Genomic DNA, 16,532 nt, shown 5'->3' on the forward strand with positions numbered 1-16,532 from the left:
AGTTGAATAAATTGGAGAACAAAATGGTAAATAAGGATGATTTTCTGTTTCCTCGTGGTCGCTACTACGGTCAGGTAAAGCCAGAAAACTTGGTTTTTAATGCAAATCTACAGGAATTTGCCCAACGAGTCAGCTACATTTGCAACTTAGAAACAGGTGGAAAACTGCCTCCAGGTCAAGCTTACGAACAAATAAAGGATTTATGGAAACAGTTGAAACGCTCAAAAAAAGAGCTAAGAATTGGCGAAGACCCGTTTCAGGATGACCAGGGGGAGGTTGAACCTAATTCATAATTATTAATTCATAATTAAAAAGGGTTTGTACTCAGTGCAACTACCAAGAAGTCCTATTTTAGTTGGGGTTTAAAAGATACCATCCCAGGGATCTGGGGGCGGCGCTTTTTGATAATTATGCGCCCGTTCTCGGTGGATATCAACAGCTTGGTCTTGGGGCTGGATGCATTTGGCGGCTTCAAAACAGGCGATCGCTCGTGAGAAGTTGCGCGATAAATAAGCCGAGTCTCCAGTATGATAGTGAAACAAAAACTCTTGGATTTTGGCATCTAAGGGAATAGTGCGATCGCTAATTAAGGGACTGACAAATAAAAAAATACTCAACTACTGATTGTGGGGTGGGCGATACGAGCGCCCTAGCCAAAGCAGGGCTTTTGGGACCACTCCCCTATTTTGTCAACTGTTCAGAAAATATCACCTTTTGATAGTAATCTTGTAGCTGCTTAGTGGCAGCTGCCCAACCCCAATTTTCTGCTTCCTGGCGAGCATTTTGACGGATGATGTCTCGTTGTTGTTTTTGTTCTAAGAGGCGAACAGTGGCAGCTAACGCTCCTTGAACATCTGCTGTTGGCTCAAAAAGATATCCATTTACCCCATCTGTGACAATATCGGGAATTCCCCCCGAACGGGCTGCTACCACTGGACAGCCAGCAGCCATCGCTTCTAGTAGTACTAAGCCTAATGTTTCTGTACGGGAAGGAAACATAAAGGCATCAGCACTTGCAAAGGCAGAGCCTAACTCTTGCCCCATAAGATACCCAACAAAATAAGTGTTTGTGTCAGCAAAGTGTTTTTGCAATGCTTGACGGTGTGGACCATCCCCAACCAATGCCAACCGCGCTTGGGGAATTGCCTCTAAAATTGGTTTGATGCGCTCAATTTCTTTTTCAGCAGAAAGCCGCCCAACGTAAAGTAGCAATGGACTTTCTGGATGATTTTGCGATAAGCGCGATCGCATCTCTACACTAGCTAAATCTGGGTGAAATAATTCGGTATCCACCCCACGCTGCCATAAATCTACACGTTCAATACCGTGTGCTGTCAGTTCCTCAATCATTACTGTTGAGGTACACAGATTCAAAGCTGCTTGATTATGAGCGCCTTTCAGCAATTCCCAAAGAAGCCCTTCCAGCATCCCCAAGCCGTAATGCTGGAGATATTGGGGTAAATGCGTATGGTAAGACTCCACTAAGGGTATTTTGAGAATTTTGCTATAAAATATCCCAGCTAAACCCAAAACTGCTGGATTCACGACATGAATAACATCTGGCTTAAACTCTTCTAAAACATAACCAATGGCTGGGCGGGGTAATGCCATTTGCAATTCTGGATACAATGGCAGAGGAAAGCCACTAACGCCATAAACTTTAGCGCCTTTGTATTCTGTGATGCCTCCATCAGGTGCAATCACCAGCACTTGATTACCACTGCGCTGTAAATGATCAACAGTATGGCGTAGGCGCGTTACAATGCCGTCAACCTTGGGTAAAAAGGTTTCGGTAAATAGAGCAATTCTCATATAAAACTATTCAGTACAGGCAAATAATCCCAGCTTAAGAGTGCATTTTGCTCTTAAACACAGAGTAAACTGTCTCGTGTGCTGTAATCAATTCTGCACAATCAAAATAACTGTAATAAAGGGCAAATTTAGTAATAGCTGGACGATAGACCTGATAAATAATAATTGATTGGTCGTCATATTGTGCTAAGAGATGACGACCAGTTTTAGACCTGCGATTTAGCGGGGTTTACCCTAATTTCTGTGCCAAGAGACTTTCGGCATAATTTGTTTGTGATCAACTCGTTTCTGATACTTGATGGCAAAGTTTAACAGAGAATCGAGCAAAGAATCAGAGAGCAAGTGAGGCTGTAAACCTAAATCGAGCAATTTAGTGTTTTTAGCGTTGAAATAATGTTCTTCTTTCTCGACTCTGGGATTATCTAGGTGATTGATTTCTACATTCAATCCCATAGCGTTACCAGCTTTTTTCACCATCAATGCCAATTCGCCGACGCTGAATTGTTCGGTAAATTGGTTAAATACCCGGAATTCACCAGCCTCGGCAGGGTTAGCGATCGCTAATTCCACACATCGGACTGTATCCCGAATATCCAAAAATCCCCGAGTTTGTCCACCTTTACCATAGACGGTTAGGGGGTGTGCGATCGCTGCTTGAATACAAAAGCGGTTCAGTGCTGTACCAAACACACCATCGTAATCCAGCCGATTAATCAATAATTCGTCCATCCCCGTTTCTTCGGTTAAGACGCCATAAACTACACCCTGATTTAAATCCGTTGCCCGCAATCCCCAAATCCGGCAAGCAAAGTGGATGTTATGACTATCATGGACTTTGCTTAAATGGTACATTGAACCGGGCTGCTTGGGATAAGGTAGGGTATCCTTGCGTCCATTGTGTTCAATGGTGATATACCCTTCTTCTATGTCGATATTGGGTGTACCGTATTCACCCATCGTTCCCAACTTCACCAAATGACAGTCTGGGAAATCTTCCCGCATGGCGTACAACAAGTTCAACGTACCAACTACATTATTGACCTGGGTAAGAACTGCATGTTCACGGTCAATCATCGAAAATGGAGCCGAACGCTGTTCACCAAAATGCACTAGGGCATTTGGCTGAAATTGATGTAACGTTTTATGAAGAAATTCGTAGTTAGTAATATCGCCGATGAACAAGTCAATAGATTTGCTAGTCAAATCTTGCCAGCGCTGGAGACGTTGCTGAATTAGTGCGATCGGCGTGAGAGTTTCGACACCCAATTCATTATCCCAGTGCCGCCGCACCAAACTATCTAAAATTCCAACTTCATAACCTCGATTGGAAAGGTAAAGAGCAGTTGCCCAACCGCAATACCCATCGCCACCAATAACCAGGACTTTCATCTTAACCAGTTTTTACTCGCTGATAGCTAAATCTATCAGGTTTCTGTCCCATCTCACTCATCATTCTGGGGGAGATGAGAGAAATTCTCCTAACTCCTAACTCAAGATTTGGAAATCCGATACTGCTGGGCAATGTAATAAAACAAACGATAGTAATCTTGAAATTCTTGGCTCTTGCTTCGTCCTTGCCAGTAGTATTTTACTTGACTCTGAGTTAGCGTTAGTGTCATCGAACCTACTCGTTGATCAACTTCTACAACCATTACCCCAGATACTCCTTGGGTAGTCTGAAAGTTAGATTTTATCTTTTTCATAGACTCTTGGTCTGTAGAAATCGAATTTGGTAGCTGATGACTTGCCCACCCTCGAATTTCCACCGAGTTATCCTGTAGCGCAATGAACGCAATTCCATCATCGTTTTCTGGGGCTGCTAAAGAAGTCCAGTTACTCGGATATGGAAATTCAAAGCCATAACGGGAGTTGCTATAAGTTTTCCAGGCGATCGCTCCGGCGTTAAAATCATTTGCAGTACAACCCCACAGAATTATAAACAGGGCAATGGCTCCGCTAACGCTGGCGGCAAACCGATAAATTCTTCGCCCCAAACTACAGATTTTATTAGCAGTAGCCATTTACGTTACACATTTTGTCAAAGTCACTGATTTTATAGAAATACCAGAAACTCAGATCGATACCTTCCTTAATTTACGAGTTATTCCCAAATCGGGAAATTGCACCAAAAGAGCGCTCACTAAAAATTCAATATTCTTTTCAGCATATTTACCATTCTCTTTTGAGTTAGCAGTAGAGGAAGCTGAGAGTAAGTGCTTTATCACACAACTCATGTACAGTGCATCTCAGACAGGCGAACTAACTTTGGAGCTTTTTCACTTCCAAACGAACACATCTTTGCAATTTCCACCAAATCTTTCTGTAATTTGCATCGGTAAGCCAAATGACCAAAAACCACCAGATATTGATGTTTCCGGCTTACCAGATTCGGATGTGGCTTCTCGCATCCACGCGCAAATTTGGGTGAATGGGGATGAATACCATATCACCGATTTGAGCAGTTCTAATGGTACATATATTAATGGTGTAAAACTTCAGCCTCAAGTTTTTTCTCCCCTGCAACCGGGAGACAGAGTTTCCCTTGGGCAGGGAGACAAAATAACTTTTATGTTTAGAGTGCAGGAACACTCTGCATCTCCCACAAAAAATCCTCCACCAAACTCCGCACCAACAAAAATTACAAATCCTGCGATCGCTAAACAAGAGGAAGATCAAGTAGTCCTTGCCAGTAAGCTTATTGGCTTAGGGCTAATCCTAGCAGGGATTACATTTTTAAGTACAAGCATTTATATCAGTGTTTATTTACGCAGCACACCTGGAATTTTGCTGTGTATGGGAGGTGTAGTAGCTCTGAATTGGGGTGGGCGCGATCATCGGAAACTGCTGGGATGGGTGTTGATTGGGATCGGAATTGCTCTGTTTATTGGCAGTGGTGTTGTAATCGGCTCAGTTTCCCTTTTTTCTATGCTAGTGTCATTCGCTGGCATCTCCTGTGGATATCAATTGTTTACAACCGGCAAGGTGTTCAACTTTAATCCACTGACGCTCCAAATAATGAAAAAATAAGCCAAGTCAGGCAATCATTGCTTCATGGTTAATTGGCGATCGCTAATTCCAATCAAGGTTTCAGGCTTAGAATCCGTAAGTCCTGATTAATTCTCAGAGGTTGGTAGTCAGCGATTTTTCACTCAATTAAACAGCATTCCAGCCCCAAGTGTAAACAAATGTAACAAAAATGGCGTTAAAACGCTTTGCCGTCTTGACAAGCAAGAAAAGAACCGATAACTTATATACATACCCGGGTAAGACCGTTAAAGAGTTATATGCAAACGCAAACTAAGCAAAAGGTCACTTTGTATTTATCGCCAGAGTTGCACAGAAAACTGAAGATTCGTTCAGCAGTCGATTCTGAACCAATGTCAGAGCTTGCCGAACGTGCCCTCGTGTTTTACCTGTCTAATGCAGAATTGGTTGACGAGGTAGAAGATTCTTCTTATGGGCGGACTCATAGAGTTTATTCATGTCCAACTTGTGATAGCTCACTAGTCTTACGTGATGGGGAACTGGTTGCTTTGGGCAATCAACCAGGAGTAATTGGTCAAAAACATCTTTCTATTGATGAGGAAGATGCAACCAATCCTAAGGGTGAGGAAGAATTAGTTCCTTGCTAAATAGATAGATAGGAATTATTCATGATTCGGTTGTCTTTACCAGAAGCAATGTCTCTACTGTCTCTATAAGGTCTCAAGTAGGTCGAAGTATGAAAGAAGAGCTCAATATCCTAATTCAAGCTCAATACCCTTTAATCTACCTTGTTACCTCCGAGGAAGAGCGGGCCGAGCAAGCAATATCTACGATCGCCCAGTTGTTAAAGCCCCAGCGCCGAGTATTTATTTGGACAGTAACACACGGGATTGTGGAGTATGGTCAACCCCGGAATGTCACCCAACATAATACGGTGTCTCCAGAGGCGGCAATTGAGTGGATCATCCGGCAGAAAGAACCAAGTATATTTATTCTTAAAGATTTACATCCATTTATAGATGCGCCTGCAACCAATAGATCGTTGCGTGATGCGATCGCTAGCTTCAAAGGTACGCAAAAGAATATCATTTTGATGTCGCCGATGCAGCAAGTACCTATAGAACTGGAAAAAGAAGTTGTCGTTCTCGATTTTACATTGCCAGATATGGCTGAGTTGAATAAGGTATTAACTCTGCATATAGAGCAAAATCGTGGTCGGCGGGTGACAACAGAAGCCAGAGAAAAACTTCTCAGAGCCGCTTTGGGTCTAACTAAAGATGAAGCTGAGAAAGTCTACCGTAAGGCACAGGTAACTACAGGGCGTTTGACCGAAGATGAAGTAGATATCGTTTTATCTGAGAAAAAGCAACTAATTCGGCGCAATGGGATCTTAGAATATATTGAAGAAGATGAAACCATTGATGCTGTAGGTGGCTTAGAAGAGTTAAAAAGATGGCTCAAGCAACGCTCTAACGCCTTTACAGAAAGAGCGAGAGAGTATGGTTTGCCTCAACCAAAGGGGATGTTAATTCTCGGAGTTCCCGGTTGCGGTAAGTCATTAATTGCCAAAACTACTTCCCGGCTGTGGGGTTTACCACTGTTGCGGTTGGATATGGGGCGAGTCTACGACGGCTCAATGGTGGGACGAAGTGAGGCAAATCTGCGAAACGCCCTGAAAACAGCAGAATCTATTTCCCCAGCGATTTTGTTTATCGATGAATTGGATAAATCCTTTGCTGGTAGTGGAGGTTCCTCTGATTCTGATGGGGGGACTTCCAGTAGAATCTTTGGTTCTTTCCTCACATGGATGCAAGATAAGAAATCACCAGTGTTTGTGATGGCAACTGCCAACAGAGTAGAACGCTTACCTGGCGAATTCTTGAGGAAAGGACGCTTTGATGAGATTTTCTTTGTGGATCTGCCAACACCGGAAGAAAGGCAGCAGATTTTCAATATTCACCTGACGAAACGCCGTGAAGACATCTCTCGATTCGATCTTGAGCAACTAGCTAAGATGTCTGATGGCTTTTCTGGGGCAGAAGTTGAGCAAGCGATCGTTGCGGCAATGTATGAAGCTTTTGCCCAAGATCGGGAGTTCACCCAACTAGATATTATTGCTGCACTGAAGGCAACATTGCCGCTGTCTCGAACGATGCAAGAACAAGTAACGGCTCTGAGAGATTGGGCCAGACAGCGCGCACGCCCCGCAGCATCCTCCGTAGCTGAATATCAGCGAATGGAGTTTTAAAAGCTTTCCTCTGCCATCCCAGGGGGAAAGGCTAGCTCCCAATGCTAGCAGTTATAAGAAAAGCCGCATCCTGTTAAGCGCGGCTTCGCCGAAAACAAACCGTTGTCGTTTTTCTCAATCTTCTCATTGGAGGAAACCCAAATGTCTCACTTTAGCACCCTGCGTACCAAGATCACCGATGCCGAAATCCTCAAGGCTTCCTTGCGCGACTTAGGTATCAGCGTAAAGACTGAAGCTGATGTCCGTGGTTATAACGGTCAGCGCGTCCGTTCTGACATCGTAGCTATGTTGGATGGCGAATATGACCTCGGCTGGTCTCGCAACAGCGATGGTTCCTTTGACCTAATTGCTGACTTGTGGGGAGTTGCTAAGAAGCACAACCAAACCGAGTTGATCAACTCAATCAACCAAAAGTATGCCGTTAACAAAACTTTGGCTGAAGTAAAACAACGCGGTCTGCAAAACGCCAATGTGAAGTTGGTATTGCAATAACAATTTCTCTGCGCGTTCCCAAAGCTGCACGGGTTAACTACATAAATAGCGGTTAACCCGCTTTTTTATCGGGACTGAGATTTATTTCTCAGTCCCGATTTTATATGAAAATCTCATATTCACGTTTTAGAAAAATTTAAGGATAACAAAATGGCACAACTTCAATTAATACATATTAAAAATAAACTGAATAAAAAATTAATAAACTTAATTGATATGTCAGATTATGTTAAAAAAACTGAAGAAGAAAGAAAAAAAGCTTGTTTATCAAGAAGTTATGCTGCTTACAGCTTAGTAAGTCTTGCTTGTGCTACAGAAGAAGAAGCTGCACAAACTATTGTTGATGGTTATAAGGATAATGGAATTGATGCAATTTATTATGAAGAACAAAAAAATACTCTTTGGTTAGTTCAATCGAAATGGATTGAGTCAGGGAAAGGAGAACCTGACACAGGAGAGGTAGGGAAATTTATACAAGGAGTAAAATATGTTATTGGGTTTAAATTTAGCAAATTTAATCAAAAAATTAAAAACAAGCAAGTTGAATTAGAAAAAAATCTTAATAATTATGATGTGAAAATAAAAATATGTCTTTCTTATACTGGTTCAAAACTAGGAGAAAACAATTTGGATTTATTATCAGAATTTATAACTCAAGAAAATAAAGCAGGTGAACTGTTTTTTTTGGAAATATTTTCTTTAGCAGAAGCTCACGGTGCTTTATCAAAAAGCCTCAATAAGTCTATTAACCATGAACTAAGATTAACAAATTGGGGTTTGAATGAAGAACCATATAAAACATGGTATGGACAAATTGATGCTGAACAATTAGCAAAGTTGTGGATTGAAAATAAAGAAAATTTATTTTCTAAAAATATCCGAAGCTTTGTTGGTTTAACAGATGTAAATGATGGTATTCAAGATACTCTTTTACATTCTCCAGAAACATTTTTATATTTAAATAATGGAGTTACTGTTTTATGTACTAAAATCCAAAAAACTGCTAAGGGTGGTTCTTCTGATAAATCTGTCGGAGATTTTTATTGTGAAGGAATATCTATTATTAATGGCGCTCAAACAGTAGGAAGTATGGGAACTGCTTATCAAACAAATTCAGAAGAAGTTAAGAAGGCAAAAGTTTTTATAAAGTTAATTTCGTTAGAAAATTGTCCTCCAGACTTTGCTTTAAAGGTTACTAAATCTACAAATACTCAAAATAAAGTTGAAAATCGTGATTTTATTTCATTAGATAGTTTACATGATAAATTACAAAAAGAATTTGCATACGAAGGAATTAATTACCATTATAAAAGAGATGAACATGAATACTCATCAGATGATCAAAACTGTACTTTAGATGAAGCTACTATAGCACTAGCTTGCGGTTTAAAAGACTTACGTTACGCACATATAGGGAAAGATAAAATCGGCAAGTTATGGGAGGATGTTAATAAACCTCCTTATACAGATATTTTTAATTCAAGAATTTCAGTAGACAAAATTTGGAAAATGATTAAAATAAGTCGGGTGGTAGATAATAAACTTTCCGAAAAGAGTTCAATAAACGAGGATTTCAGAGCAACTTGTATTTTTGGAAATAGATTCATTCTTCACATGGTATATCAATATATAGGTGAAAATAATTTATTTTTATCTCAGGCTAACTTTGAGCAATACTTTAAAGATGAATTACCGTTAATTAGATAAAGTTATTGAAAAAACCCTAGAAGCTGTTTATGCCGAGTATGCAGGTAAAATAATTTACCAAGTATTTAGAAATTTAGATAAGTATAGAGTATTAAAAGAGAAAGTATTAGAAATTTTTCCACCCAATATTTAAAAAGATGTGAGTTTCACGGGTTTAATTAGATACTTCTCCAAGTTGTTATTAGCAGATGTAGGAGGTTTATAAAACATATTGTTTTGTTGCTCGTCACCAAACATGACTTAAATCCAAAACAAACCCAAGTAGCAACAGTGTCTTAGGGTTATCTAATACCTCAACCGCAGGATTGCAAGGATAAATAAAAACTTGGCGTTCTTTTCTATCAATTAACCAACCAAGTTGCGTCCCATTATCTATATACTCTTGCATCTTGTCTTGCAAAACTTGTAAGCGATGCCTACGGCGGTAAACTACGCTTTCAGAACACAATTGAATCACAAACTAGTATAAACTTTTTTCGCAGTTCGAGTTAATGCATCCATTTTTTAGCTGAGGTACAAGTTATGAATATCACACTAAAGTCAGAAATAGAGCAATTTATTCAAGCGCAAATTGCAAGTGGTAGATTTGCTAGTGCAGAGGATGTGATCAATGAAGCTTTTAAGTTGCTTCAAGAAAGAGAACGGCGAATTGAAGAATTACGCCAAAAAATTGCTGTAGGAACTGAACAAATCGCTAAAGGACAAGTAACTGATGGCGAAGTTGTTTTCGCTAGATTTCAAGAAAAAATTCGGAAAATTGCTGAAGAGTCTGAAGAATGAGTAGTTATTCATTTTCAGATGAAGCAATTCAAGATTTAGATGAAATTGGTGAATATATTGCTCGCCGTAACGCAAAAGCAGCTAGTAAGCTTTTTGATGATATTCGTAAAAAGTGTAAGTTAGTAGCAGATTTTCCCAGTATGGGGAAAAGTTATAGAAGACTTGTAACGAATCTGCGCGGTTTTGTTGTGGATGATTACATTATATTTTACTATACCAGCGAGGATGGAATTTTTGTTACTCGTGTTGCAAGTGGTTATAGAGATTTAGAATCTTTGTTTGAAGATGAGGAATAAATTTTTAGCTATTTAACTGTTAAACACTATTAAATTCTTGAATTTATGACTTTAAATCTTCACGCCATGTAAAAATAATTTGCTCCTCAGCTTGCCTAAATTCAATATTAAATTTATCAAATACAACTTCTCGCCCTAAAAGCAATTGTTCTCCGCCTGTATTGGTTTGCAACCATGCTACTGGAGTAATAAAATTGTGTTCGTCAATTGTCATTTCGACATTACGTAAAACATACTCAACTCTACCACCTATCGTTTCTGCCAACAAAGTTGATTCTGAATCAGCCAAAGCATAGCCTAAATCTTGACCAACTTTCAATGAAATTAAACTTAATTCAGCACCAGAATCTACTAACATTGTTGTATTAGATTCTATATCTCTATGTTTTAAAATAACTCTATAATTCGGTTGCCAATCATGGCGAACGACGGTGCGGAAGCGAATTGGTAAAATTTCTATAGAAGCAGTGCGACGGGGAACTAGGTAAATTAAAAAAGGCTGTTTTGCAGCATTACCTAATGCTAAAACTTCGCGTAAGTTTTCGCTGTGAGCAATTATTCCATTTGCATTATAAGCGATATATTGATTTTTATATAAATCTAATAACATCTGGCGGTTACGATTTAACCACTTGAACATTTCATCTGTTTCTCTTTTAGAGGGTGTTGTGTTCATATATTTAATGTTTTCTGTGGATGTGAAATATCTCTGGCACTATTTTTAAGAGTCTGCTGCAAAATGTGAGCTACCAAACCTGACTTAAATCCAAAACAAAACCAGGTAGCAACGCTTCACCGCAAAGGGTTTTAGGATTATCTAATACCTTAACTGCAATATTAGGACGATAAATAAAAACTTTGCGTTGTTTTCTATCAATTAACCAACCAAGTTATGTGCCATTCTCAATAGACTCTTGCATCTTGTCTTGCAAAACTTGCAAGCGATGCCTACGGCGGTAAACTACGCTCTCAAGGTAAACACTTGGTTGAATCTGACCCTAATGTTCAACAAATCTGTGGATTAGAAGCTTGGTTTTCTCTTCCCGGTCAACCATTGAAGACTCCACCACGCTATAAAATAGCATTGCTAACTTGGGGAGCTGTATATGTGTTGATTAATTTGTTGAGTACATTTCTAGTCCCTCTGCTTCGTGGTTTACCACATTTGATTATTTCGCTGATCGTTACCATTATTATGGTTGTACTTTTGACCTACGTTGTCATGCCCAGAGTCAGCCGTTTGTTTAGTTGGTGGCTATATCATAAATCACGAAAAGTTTAGCGATTGAAATTACTCTAACTCAACTCTATTAATCAAGAGTGATTGGATTCCTTTCAACCCTCAGCCATATTAACCAACAGCGAACTCCGTAAATTGTCGTTTAAAGGGGGAGTGAAAAGCTAAAACGATGTCTTTTTTGGGTATACCTCGACTAATAAGTTCATTAGCGATACCTCCTTCGGTACCATCGTGTTGAATCCAAATTTTTTCGTTTTTAATATCTAGATGCAAAACGCAACCATATACACGGCGCTTATTTGACCACCCCGCGTGAACAAGTTGGTAGCGGTCGCGTTCTCTATCAAAAATAATTTCTGCTTCGACTTCTTCGTTGCTGGCTTTGATTTCGCTGTAAGCTAGCAACAGTTGTTGAATAAGTTGACGGTACTGTTCTACTTTTGCCATTTTACGTTCACGAAGTGTGCCGGAGGCATTCGCCTCTTCTTCTGGGTCGAAAACAATCAGCCGAACTTGGTAGCGTTGGATTAATAAGTGTGGCAGTTCTAAAGTAAAAAAAGTCAGCCTTTTTCGGTACTATAAAACTAGCTTACTGCCTACCAAACCTGACTTAAATCCAAAACAAACCCAGGTAGCAACAGTTCACCATAAAGCGTCTTAGGGTTATTCAATACTTCAATCGCAATATTAGGACGATAAATAAAAACTTGGCGTTGTTTTCTATCAATTAACCAACCAAGTTGTGTGCCATTATCTATATACTCTTGCATCTTGTCTTGCAAAACTTGCAAGCGATCGCTCTCAGAACGCAATTCAATCACAAATTCAGGACAAATCGGTGCAAATTTTTTTCGCAGTTCCGGTGATATAGCTTCCCAGCGATCGCGTTTTATCCACGCTGCATCTGGCGATCGCACCGCACCATTAGGCAAAGTAAACCCACCACTGGAACCAAACCCTACACCTGTACCATCTTGCTTTGTCCAAATACCCAACTGAACAATAACGTCAAAGTTATGTTGATCAGTTTCGGAACCGGTAGGGGGCATAATCACTAATTCTCCCCCAGCATTGCGTTCGATACGAAAGTCGCGGTTTAGCTGACAAAATTCATAAAACTGGTCTTCGGTTAGTGCGATCGCAGGTTGCAGCCGCAACACCATTGGTATAATTTCTGTAGCTATAGGTAAGTTAATGGTCATAATTCATATTTTGGGGACTTCACCTGTCTTCACCATATCTCTTGGTGAAAATTTTAAGAGAGGAATATAAATGGGACTTCCAAAAAAAGGGACACGGACAATCTCTGTAGATGAAACAACTTATCAATGGGTTATTTCAAATGATAGTGGCTATATGTGGCTGATCGTTGAGCAAAAGGATACTCAAGGACAGCGACTGTGTGCCGGATTCAGATACCACAATACTTACCTTGATGATGAGGCTGGAGATTGGCGTTGTGTCCTACAGCAACGTTTAATCAGTCCTTCTGTAGTGAAATCAGTTATCTTGTTGGCTCTAAAACGCGGTTGGAAACCAACTCAGGGTAGGCTAGGAATTTTTGGTTTTTGGGCTGATGAAGAGTTCCCGATCGCTCAAGTATCGACATCCCCAGCAGGTATCCCCCTTCAAGAAATGAACATACATTGATCTTAATGAGTACATTACCAATATTGACGGAACTCTCAAATTTGAATAATTTTCAACCACACGGTAGGGGCAATTCATGAATTGCCCCTACTTCAATTCAGTAATGCCAAAATTTTAGGGGTGGTTTCGTAACCACCCCTTTATTCCCCTAATAATTAGAATTTACTTGCAGCCCCCTTAATGGGAAGTTAATTTACTCAGAAATGTTAATCGAACTTTCAACTTGAGAATTAGCCAATGTTGGTGCAGAAAAAATCCGCGAGTACAGACTTGATGGTTGCTGATGGGCAACAACTGGTAAAACTTGACGAGCATGGGCGGCTAATTCCACTGCCTTCACATCATAAGTCTGCGTTGCTAATTTGGGATAGAAACCAATTCCGATGATTGGCAGCAGCAAGCAAGCGGTAATAAATATTTCGCGCGGTTTGACATCAGATATTACAGCATCCAAGTGCAACTCTTCACTCTGCTCACCGTAGAACACTTGACGCAGCATCGATAGTAAATAAATCGGTGTCAAAATCACGCCAACGGCTGATAGCAGCACAACTACAATTTTGAAGCTGGAACTGTAAACATCACTGGTGGCAATACCCAGAAATACCATCAACTCACCCACAAAACCACTCATTCCGGGTAAGGCGAGAGAAGCCATTGAACCAATGGTAAATAGAGCAAAGGTTTTAGGCATTACCTTGGCCATACCGCCCATTTTATCCATCATCAAGGTGTGAGTGCGATCGTAAGTCACGCCAGACAGGAAGAACAAGCTAGCAGCAATCAAGCCGTGGGAAACCATCTGTAGCACTGCACCGCTAATACCCAGTTCTGTGTAGGAGGCAATCCCAATCAGCACAAATCCCATGTGGGCAATTGAAGAGTAAGCCAAGCGCCGTTTGAGATTGGTTTGGGCAAAGGCACAGCAAGCACCGTAGACAATGTTCACTACACCCAAAATCGCTAATACTGGCGCAAAAGTTACATGGGCATTGGGCAACATTTCCACATTGAAGCGGATGAGGGCATAACCACCCATTTTTAACAACACACCAGCCAAAATCATCGAACCGGGTGCTGATGCTTCACCGTGAGCATCAGGTAGCCAAGTGTGTAAAGGGAAAATCGGTAACTTTACCCCGAAGGCAATCAAGAAACCTGCATAAACCAACAATTCCAAGGTTTTGGGGTATTCCTTCATTCCCAGAGCCGCCATATCGAAGGTAAAGGTATCTCCAGAGAAGACAAGTGCAAAACCGGCAATCAAGATAAATATTGATGCGGCGGCGGTGTAAAGAATGAATTTAGTAGCGGCATAACGGCGATTTTGTCCTCCCCAGATGGAAATCAGCAGGTAAACCGGCACTAACTCGATTTCCCACATTAGGAAGAACAGCAGCAAATCCTGGGCGATAAATACACCAAGCTGGGCGCTGTACATCGCTAACATCAAACCATAAAATAATCGCGGCTTGGTGGTAACTTTCCAAGCCGCGAATATTGCGAGGGTATTTATTAAGCCTGTCAGAAGCAGTAAGGGCATCGATAAACCATCAACCCCCACCGCCCAATGCAAACCTAACTCCGGTATCCAAGGATAGTTTTCTACAAGTTGGAGTCTTGAACTCTGAAAGTCGTACTTATACCAAAAGGCATAAATCATCAGTGCAAAGTCGGCAAAAGCAACTCCCAAAGCATACCACCGGATAGTTGTACCTTCTTTGTCTGGGATTAGGGGGATGGCTAAGGCAGCCACCAAGGGTAAGAGGATTATGGCTGTTAGCCAGGGAAATTCAATAGCATTCATCACTTCTGACAATCAATTTGCTTTCTCGCTTTTAGTTACATTGTATTAAGTAATTTGTACTTTTGTAACCTTTGTTGAAGTTTAAAAGATTAAATTTTTGCTTCCAACAGGAATATATACTCATCGAATCTGAATTTATCAGGATAAATAAGAATAAATACTTATCTGATTTTGCCGCTTTCAATTTTAAATGTAAACTTTTGCAACGTCAACAAAAAACAGCAGTTAAAGCCCAATACGCTTGGGTTAAGGGTTAATTCTTTGTCAAAGTCAATTTTTTTAACCAGCCGCCTTCTTTACGAGATGCTGCGCGATCGCGATCGCAAATCCAAAATTGTTTGACAATTGTCCAAACTTCCCCATCTGATCGGACATCGGGAACGGAGATTGTCTTAAACTCAGTAATAAACCAGGAGTCAGAATACAGAATTGAGAATTCAGAATTGGTGAATGCCCTACCCATAAAGCGATAGAGTTTTAATCAGGAAGAATATTTAATACTAGTTTCGCGTACCAAAGACGAAAGCGCGTAGCAGCGCGAAGTACGGTTTTAACCAGTTCTCCCATGCTAGGTTATGACTGGAATTGATTACTTCAGGCAAGCAAAATTATGTTCCCCGATCGCAAAGGGCAAAAAGTACCCAATGTCACTTTCCATACTCGCAATAACAACGACTGGAGGGATGTGACAACCGATGATTTATTTGCTGATAAGACAGTAGTTGTCTTCTCTTTACCAGGTGCTTATACTCCAACTTGTTCATCAACTCATCTCCCTGGTTACAACGAATTAGCTAAGATTTTCAAAGAAAATGGTGTCGATGACATTATCTGTATTTCTGTGAATGATGCCTTTGTAATGAACGAATGGGCAAAGGATCAAGAGGCAGAAAATATTAGACTAATTCCCGATGGTAATGGTGAATTTACTGAAGGCATGGGTATGCTAGTAGATAAATCAGACTTGGGGTTTGGGAAGCGATCGTGGCGCTATTCTATGCTGGTGAAAGATGGTGTAATTAACCAGATGTTTATTGAGCCAGATGAGCCAGGAGATCCTTTTAAGGTGTCCGATGCTGAAACAATGCTCACATACATCAACCCCCAAGCAGTGAAGCCCGAAGTAGTTTCTCTGTTTGCGAAAGTCGGTTGTCCTTTCTGTGCGCGTGCGAAGGCGATGCTCAAGGAAAATGGCATTAACTACGAAGAAATTACCTTGGGTAAGGATATCACCACACGCTCTTTACGAGCAGTTACAGGTGCGACAACAGTTCCCCAAGTGTTTATCGATGGTAAATTAATTGGTGGTTCTGAGGCACTAGAAGCCTACTTTGCTGCTAAATAGGTTTTAGTTGGAGCGCACAGCCGTTACCAAAGTCATGGTATTTTTTACCGCAGCCTAGCCACATCTCCCCGACTTGTCAAATAAGTCGGGGATCTTTTTTCTCAAAAGTCAGCAGTTAACAAATCTTTAGATAAGGAAATGTATTTTTGCCCAGTTACTAAGTACTGATG

Annotated in this window: 19 protein-coding genes and 3 pseudogenes; 11 read left to right on the top strand and 11 right to left on the bottom strand. The window is 40.5% G+C overall.

Annotated elements, in window-relative coordinates; all coding sequences use genetic code 11:
- The first annotated feature begins 23 nt into the window (after positions 1-23).
- The gene (locus V7K15_RS19775) at positions 24-293 is read left to right on the top strand and encodes a DUF7219 family protein (RefSeq protein WP_334907917.1); all 270 of its coding nucleotides are present in this window, start codon (positions 24-26) and stop codon (positions 291-293) included.
- 69 nt (positions 294-362) lie between these two features.
- On the opposite strand, the pseudogene V7K15_RS19780 reads toward V7K15_RS19775, so the two are convergent.
- From V7K15_RS19780 to V7K15_RS19795, 4 genes and pseudogenes are all read right to left on the bottom strand, one after another.
- A pseudogene (locus V7K15_RS19780) lies at positions 363-590 on the bottom strand (hypothetical protein); the annotation flags it as partial.
- 91 nt (positions 591-681) lie between these two features.
- Positions 682-1,812 (bottom strand): glycosyltransferase family 4 protein, encoded by a 1,131-nt coding sequence (locus tag V7K15_RS19785; protein WP_334907922.1) that lies wholly within the window; start codon positions 1,810-1,812, stop codon positions 682-684.
- Positions 1,813-2,046: 234 nt separating this feature from the next.
- Positions 2,047-3,201 (bottom strand): NAD-dependent epimerase/dehydratase family protein, encoded by a 1,155-nt coding sequence (locus tag V7K15_RS19790; protein ID WP_292801022.1) that lies wholly within the window; start codon positions 3,199-3,201, stop codon positions 2,047-2,049.
- Between the two features lie 101 nt (positions 3,202-3,302).
- Positions 3,303-3,833 (bottom strand): hypothetical protein, encoded by a 531-nt coding sequence (locus tag V7K15_RS19795; protein WP_334907924.1) that lies wholly within the window; start codon positions 3,831-3,833, stop codon positions 3,303-3,305.
- A 211-nt stretch (positions 3,834-4,044) separates the two neighbouring features.
- Here V7K15_RS19795 and V7K15_RS19800 point away from each other — a divergent pair, with 211 nt between their 5' ends.
- From V7K15_RS19800 to V7K15_RS19820, 5 genes are all read left to right on the top strand, one after another.
- Positions 4,045-4,839, top strand: coding sequence for an FHA domain-containing protein (locus V7K15_RS19800; protein WP_334907926.1), 795 nt, complete (start codon positions 4,045-4,047; stop codon positions 4,837-4,839).
- 257 nt (positions 4,840-5,096) lie between these two features.
- Positions 5,097-5,444 (top strand): hypothetical protein, encoded by a 348-nt coding sequence (locus tag V7K15_RS19805; RefSeq protein WP_334907928.1) that lies wholly within the window; start codon positions 5,097-5,099, stop codon positions 5,442-5,444.
- An 89-nt stretch (positions 5,445-5,533) separates the two neighbouring features.
- Positions 5,534-7,045 carry a stress-responsive protein Ycf46 gene (ycf46, locus tag V7K15_RS19810; protein ID WP_334833681.1) on the top strand — a complete coding sequence of 504 codons (1,512 nt, stop codon included), beginning with the start codon at positions 5,534-5,536 and terminating at the stop codon, positions 7,043-7,045.
- 141 nt (positions 7,046-7,186) lie between these two features.
- Positions 7,187-7,537 carry a DUF1257 domain-containing protein gene (locus tag V7K15_RS19815; protein WP_012407317.1) on the top strand — a complete coding sequence of 117 codons (351 nt, stop codon included), beginning with the start codon at positions 7,187-7,189 and terminating at the stop codon, positions 7,535-7,537.
- Positions 7,538-7,687: 150 nt separating this feature from the next.
- Positions 7,688-9,244, top strand: a complete 1,557-nt coding sequence (locus V7K15_RS19820; protein ID WP_334907931.1) for an AIPR family protein — start codon at positions 7,688-7,690, stop codon at positions 9,242-9,244.
- A gap of 226 nt (positions 9,245-9,470) precedes the next feature.
- On the opposite strand, the gene V7K15_RS19825 is transcribed toward V7K15_RS19820, so the two are convergent.
- Positions 9,471-9,701, bottom strand: a complete 231-nt coding sequence (locus V7K15_RS19825; protein WP_442949701.1) for a Uma2 family endonuclease — start codon at positions 9,699-9,701, stop codon at positions 9,471-9,473.
- Between the two features lie 65 nt (positions 9,702-9,766).
- Here V7K15_RS19825 and V7K15_RS19830 point away from each other — a divergent pair, with 65 nt between their 5' ends.
- Both V7K15_RS19830 and V7K15_RS19835 read left to right on the top strand, forming a co-directional pair.
- Positions 9,767-10,024, top strand: coding sequence for a type II toxin-antitoxin system ParD family antitoxin (locus tag V7K15_RS19830; RefSeq protein ID WP_334907933.1), 258 nt, complete (start codon positions 9,767-9,769; stop codon positions 10,022-10,024).
- Entirely contained in the window at positions 10,021-10,320 is a 300-nt protein-coding gene (locus V7K15_RS19835; RefSeq protein ID WP_334907936.1) for a type II toxin-antitoxin system RelE/ParE family toxin, read from the top strand. Before V7K15_RS19830 ends, V7K15_RS19835 begins: the two co-directional genes overlap by 4 nt.
- 43 nt (positions 10,321-10,363) lie before the next feature.
- On the opposite strand, the gene V7K15_RS19840 is transcribed toward V7K15_RS19835, so the two are convergent.
- Positions 10,364-10,996 (bottom strand): retropepsin-like domain-containing protein, encoded by a 633-nt coding sequence (locus V7K15_RS19840; protein ID WP_334907938.1) that lies wholly within the window; start codon positions 10,994-10,996, stop codon positions 10,364-10,366.
- A 70-nt stretch (positions 10,997-11,066) separates the two neighbouring features.
- A pseudogene (locus V7K15_RS19845) lies at positions 11,067-11,261 on the bottom strand (Uma2 family endonuclease); the annotation flags it as partial.
- A 26-nt stretch (positions 11,262-11,287) separates the two neighbouring features.
- On the opposite strand from V7K15_RS19845, the pseudogene V7K15_RS19850 reads away from it, so the two are divergent.
- Positions 11,288-11,602 (top strand): annotated as a pseudogene (locus V7K15_RS19850) (antibiotic biosynthesis monooxygenase); the annotation flags it as partial.
- Positions 11,603-11,671: 69 nt separating this feature from the next.
- Here the strand turns inward: V7K15_RS19850 and V7K15_RS19855 are convergent.
- The gene (locus V7K15_RS19855; RefSeq protein ID WP_334907940.1) at positions 11,672-12,007 is read right to left on the bottom strand and encodes a XisI protein; all 336 of its coding nucleotides are present in this window, start codon (positions 12,005-12,007) and stop codon (positions 11,672-11,674) included.
- 149 nt (positions 12,008-12,156) lie between these two features.
- Positions 12,157-12,762 carry a Uma2 family endonuclease gene (locus tag V7K15_RS19860; protein ID WP_334907942.1) on the bottom strand — a complete coding sequence of 202 codons (606 nt, stop codon included), beginning with the start codon at positions 12,760-12,762 and terminating at the stop codon, positions 12,157-12,159.
- Between the two features lie 70 nt (positions 12,763-12,832).
- Between V7K15_RS19860 and V7K15_RS19865 the strand changes: the two genes are divergently transcribed.
- Positions 12,833-13,210, top strand: a complete 378-nt coding sequence (locus V7K15_RS19865) for a hypothetical protein (protein WP_334907944.1) — start codon at positions 12,833-12,835, stop codon at positions 13,208-13,210.
- 193 nt (positions 13,211-13,403) lie between these two features.
- Here the strand turns inward: V7K15_RS19865 and V7K15_RS19870 are convergent, their stop codons facing one another.
- Both V7K15_RS19870 and V7K15_RS19875 read right to left on the bottom strand, forming a co-directional pair.
- On the bottom strand, positions 13,404-15,017 hold the full coding sequence (locus V7K15_RS19870) for an NAD(P)H-quinone oxidoreductase subunit 4 (RefSeq protein WP_334907947.1): 1,614 nt from the start codon (positions 15,015-15,017) through the stop codon (positions 13,404-13,406).
- A gap of 253 nt (positions 15,018-15,270) precedes the next feature.
- Entirely contained in the window at positions 15,271-15,480 is a 210-nt protein-coding gene (locus V7K15_RS19875) for a hypothetical protein (RefSeq protein WP_334908091.1), read from the bottom strand.
- Between the two features lie 147 nt (positions 15,481-15,627).
- Between V7K15_RS19875 and V7K15_RS19880 the strand changes: the two genes are divergently transcribed.
- Entirely contained in the window at positions 15,628-16,362 is a 735-nt protein-coding gene (locus V7K15_RS19880) for a redoxin family protein (protein ID WP_334907949.1), read from the top strand.
- The last annotated feature ends 170 nt before the right edge of the window (positions 16,363-16,532 follow it).

It is taken from the genome of Nostoc sp., assembly GCF_036919815.1.
Lineage (GTDB): Bacteria > Cyanobacteriota > Cyanobacteriia > Cyanobacteriales > Nostocaceae > Nostoc.

Coding starts and splice junctions, on each gene's coding strand:
- V7K15_RS19865 (WP_334907944.1), top strand. CDS start 12,833: ATGGGACTTCCAAAAAAAGGGACACGGACAATCTCTGTAGATGAAACA.
- V7K15_RS19880 (WP_334907949.1), top strand. CDS start 15,628: ATGTTCCCCGATCGCAAAGGGCAAAAAGTACCCAATGTCACTTTCCAT.
- ycf46 (WP_334833681.1), top strand. CDS start 5,534: ATGAAAGAAGAGCTCAATATCCTAATTCAAGCTCAATACCCTTTAATC.
- V7K15_RS19860 (WP_334907942.1), bottom strand. CDS start 12,762: ATGACCATTAACTTACCTATAGCTACAGAAATTATACCAATGGTGTTG.
- V7K15_RS19875 (WP_334908091.1), bottom strand. CDS start 15,480: ATGGGTAGGGCATTCACCAATTCTGAATTCTCAATTCTGTATTCTGAC.
- V7K15_RS19815 (WP_012407317.1), top strand. CDS start 7,187: ATGTCTCACTTTAGCACCCTGCGTACCAAGATCACCGATGCCGAAATC.
- V7K15_RS19790 (WP_292801022.1), bottom strand. CDS start 3,201: ATGAAAGTCCTGGTTATTGGTGGCGATGGGTATTGCGGTTGGGCAACT.
- V7K15_RS19855 (WP_334907940.1), bottom strand. CDS start 12,007: ATGGCAAAAGTAGAACAGTACCGTCAACTTATTCAACAACTGTTGCTA.
- V7K15_RS19785 (WP_334907922.1), bottom strand. CDS start 1,812: ATGAGAATTGCTCTATTTACCGAAACCTTTTTACCCAAGGTTGACGGC.
- V7K15_RS19775 (WP_334907917.1), top strand. CDS start 24: ATGGTAAATAAGGATGATTTTCTGTTTCCTCGTGGTCGCTACTACGGT.
- V7K15_RS19835 (WP_334907936.1), top strand. CDS start 10,021: ATGAGTAGTTATTCATTTTCAGATGAAGCAATTCAAGATTTAGATGAA.
- V7K15_RS19830 (WP_334907933.1), top strand. CDS start 9,767: ATGAATATCACACTAAAGTCAGAAATAGAGCAATTTATTCAAGCGCAA.
- V7K15_RS19840 (WP_334907938.1), bottom strand. CDS start 10,996: ATGAACACAACACCCTCTAAAAGAGAAACAGATGAAATGTTCAAGTGG.
- V7K15_RS19795 (WP_334907924.1), bottom strand. CDS start 3,833: ATGGCTACTGCTAATAAAATCTGTAGTTTGGGGCGAAGAATTTATCGG.
- V7K15_RS19800 (WP_334907926.1), top strand. CDS start 4,045: ATGTACAGTGCATCTCAGACAGGCGAACTAACTTTGGAGCTTTTTCAC.
- V7K15_RS19805 (WP_334907928.1), top strand. CDS start 5,097: ATGCAAACGCAAACTAAGCAAAAGGTCACTTTGTATTTATCGCCAGAG.
- V7K15_RS19870 (WP_334907947.1), bottom strand. CDS start 15,017: ATGAATGCTATTGAATTTCCCTGGCTAACAGCCATAATCCTCTTACCC.
- V7K15_RS19820 (WP_334907931.1), top strand. CDS start 7,688: ATGGCACAACTTCAATTAATACATATTAAAAATAAACTGAATAAAAAA.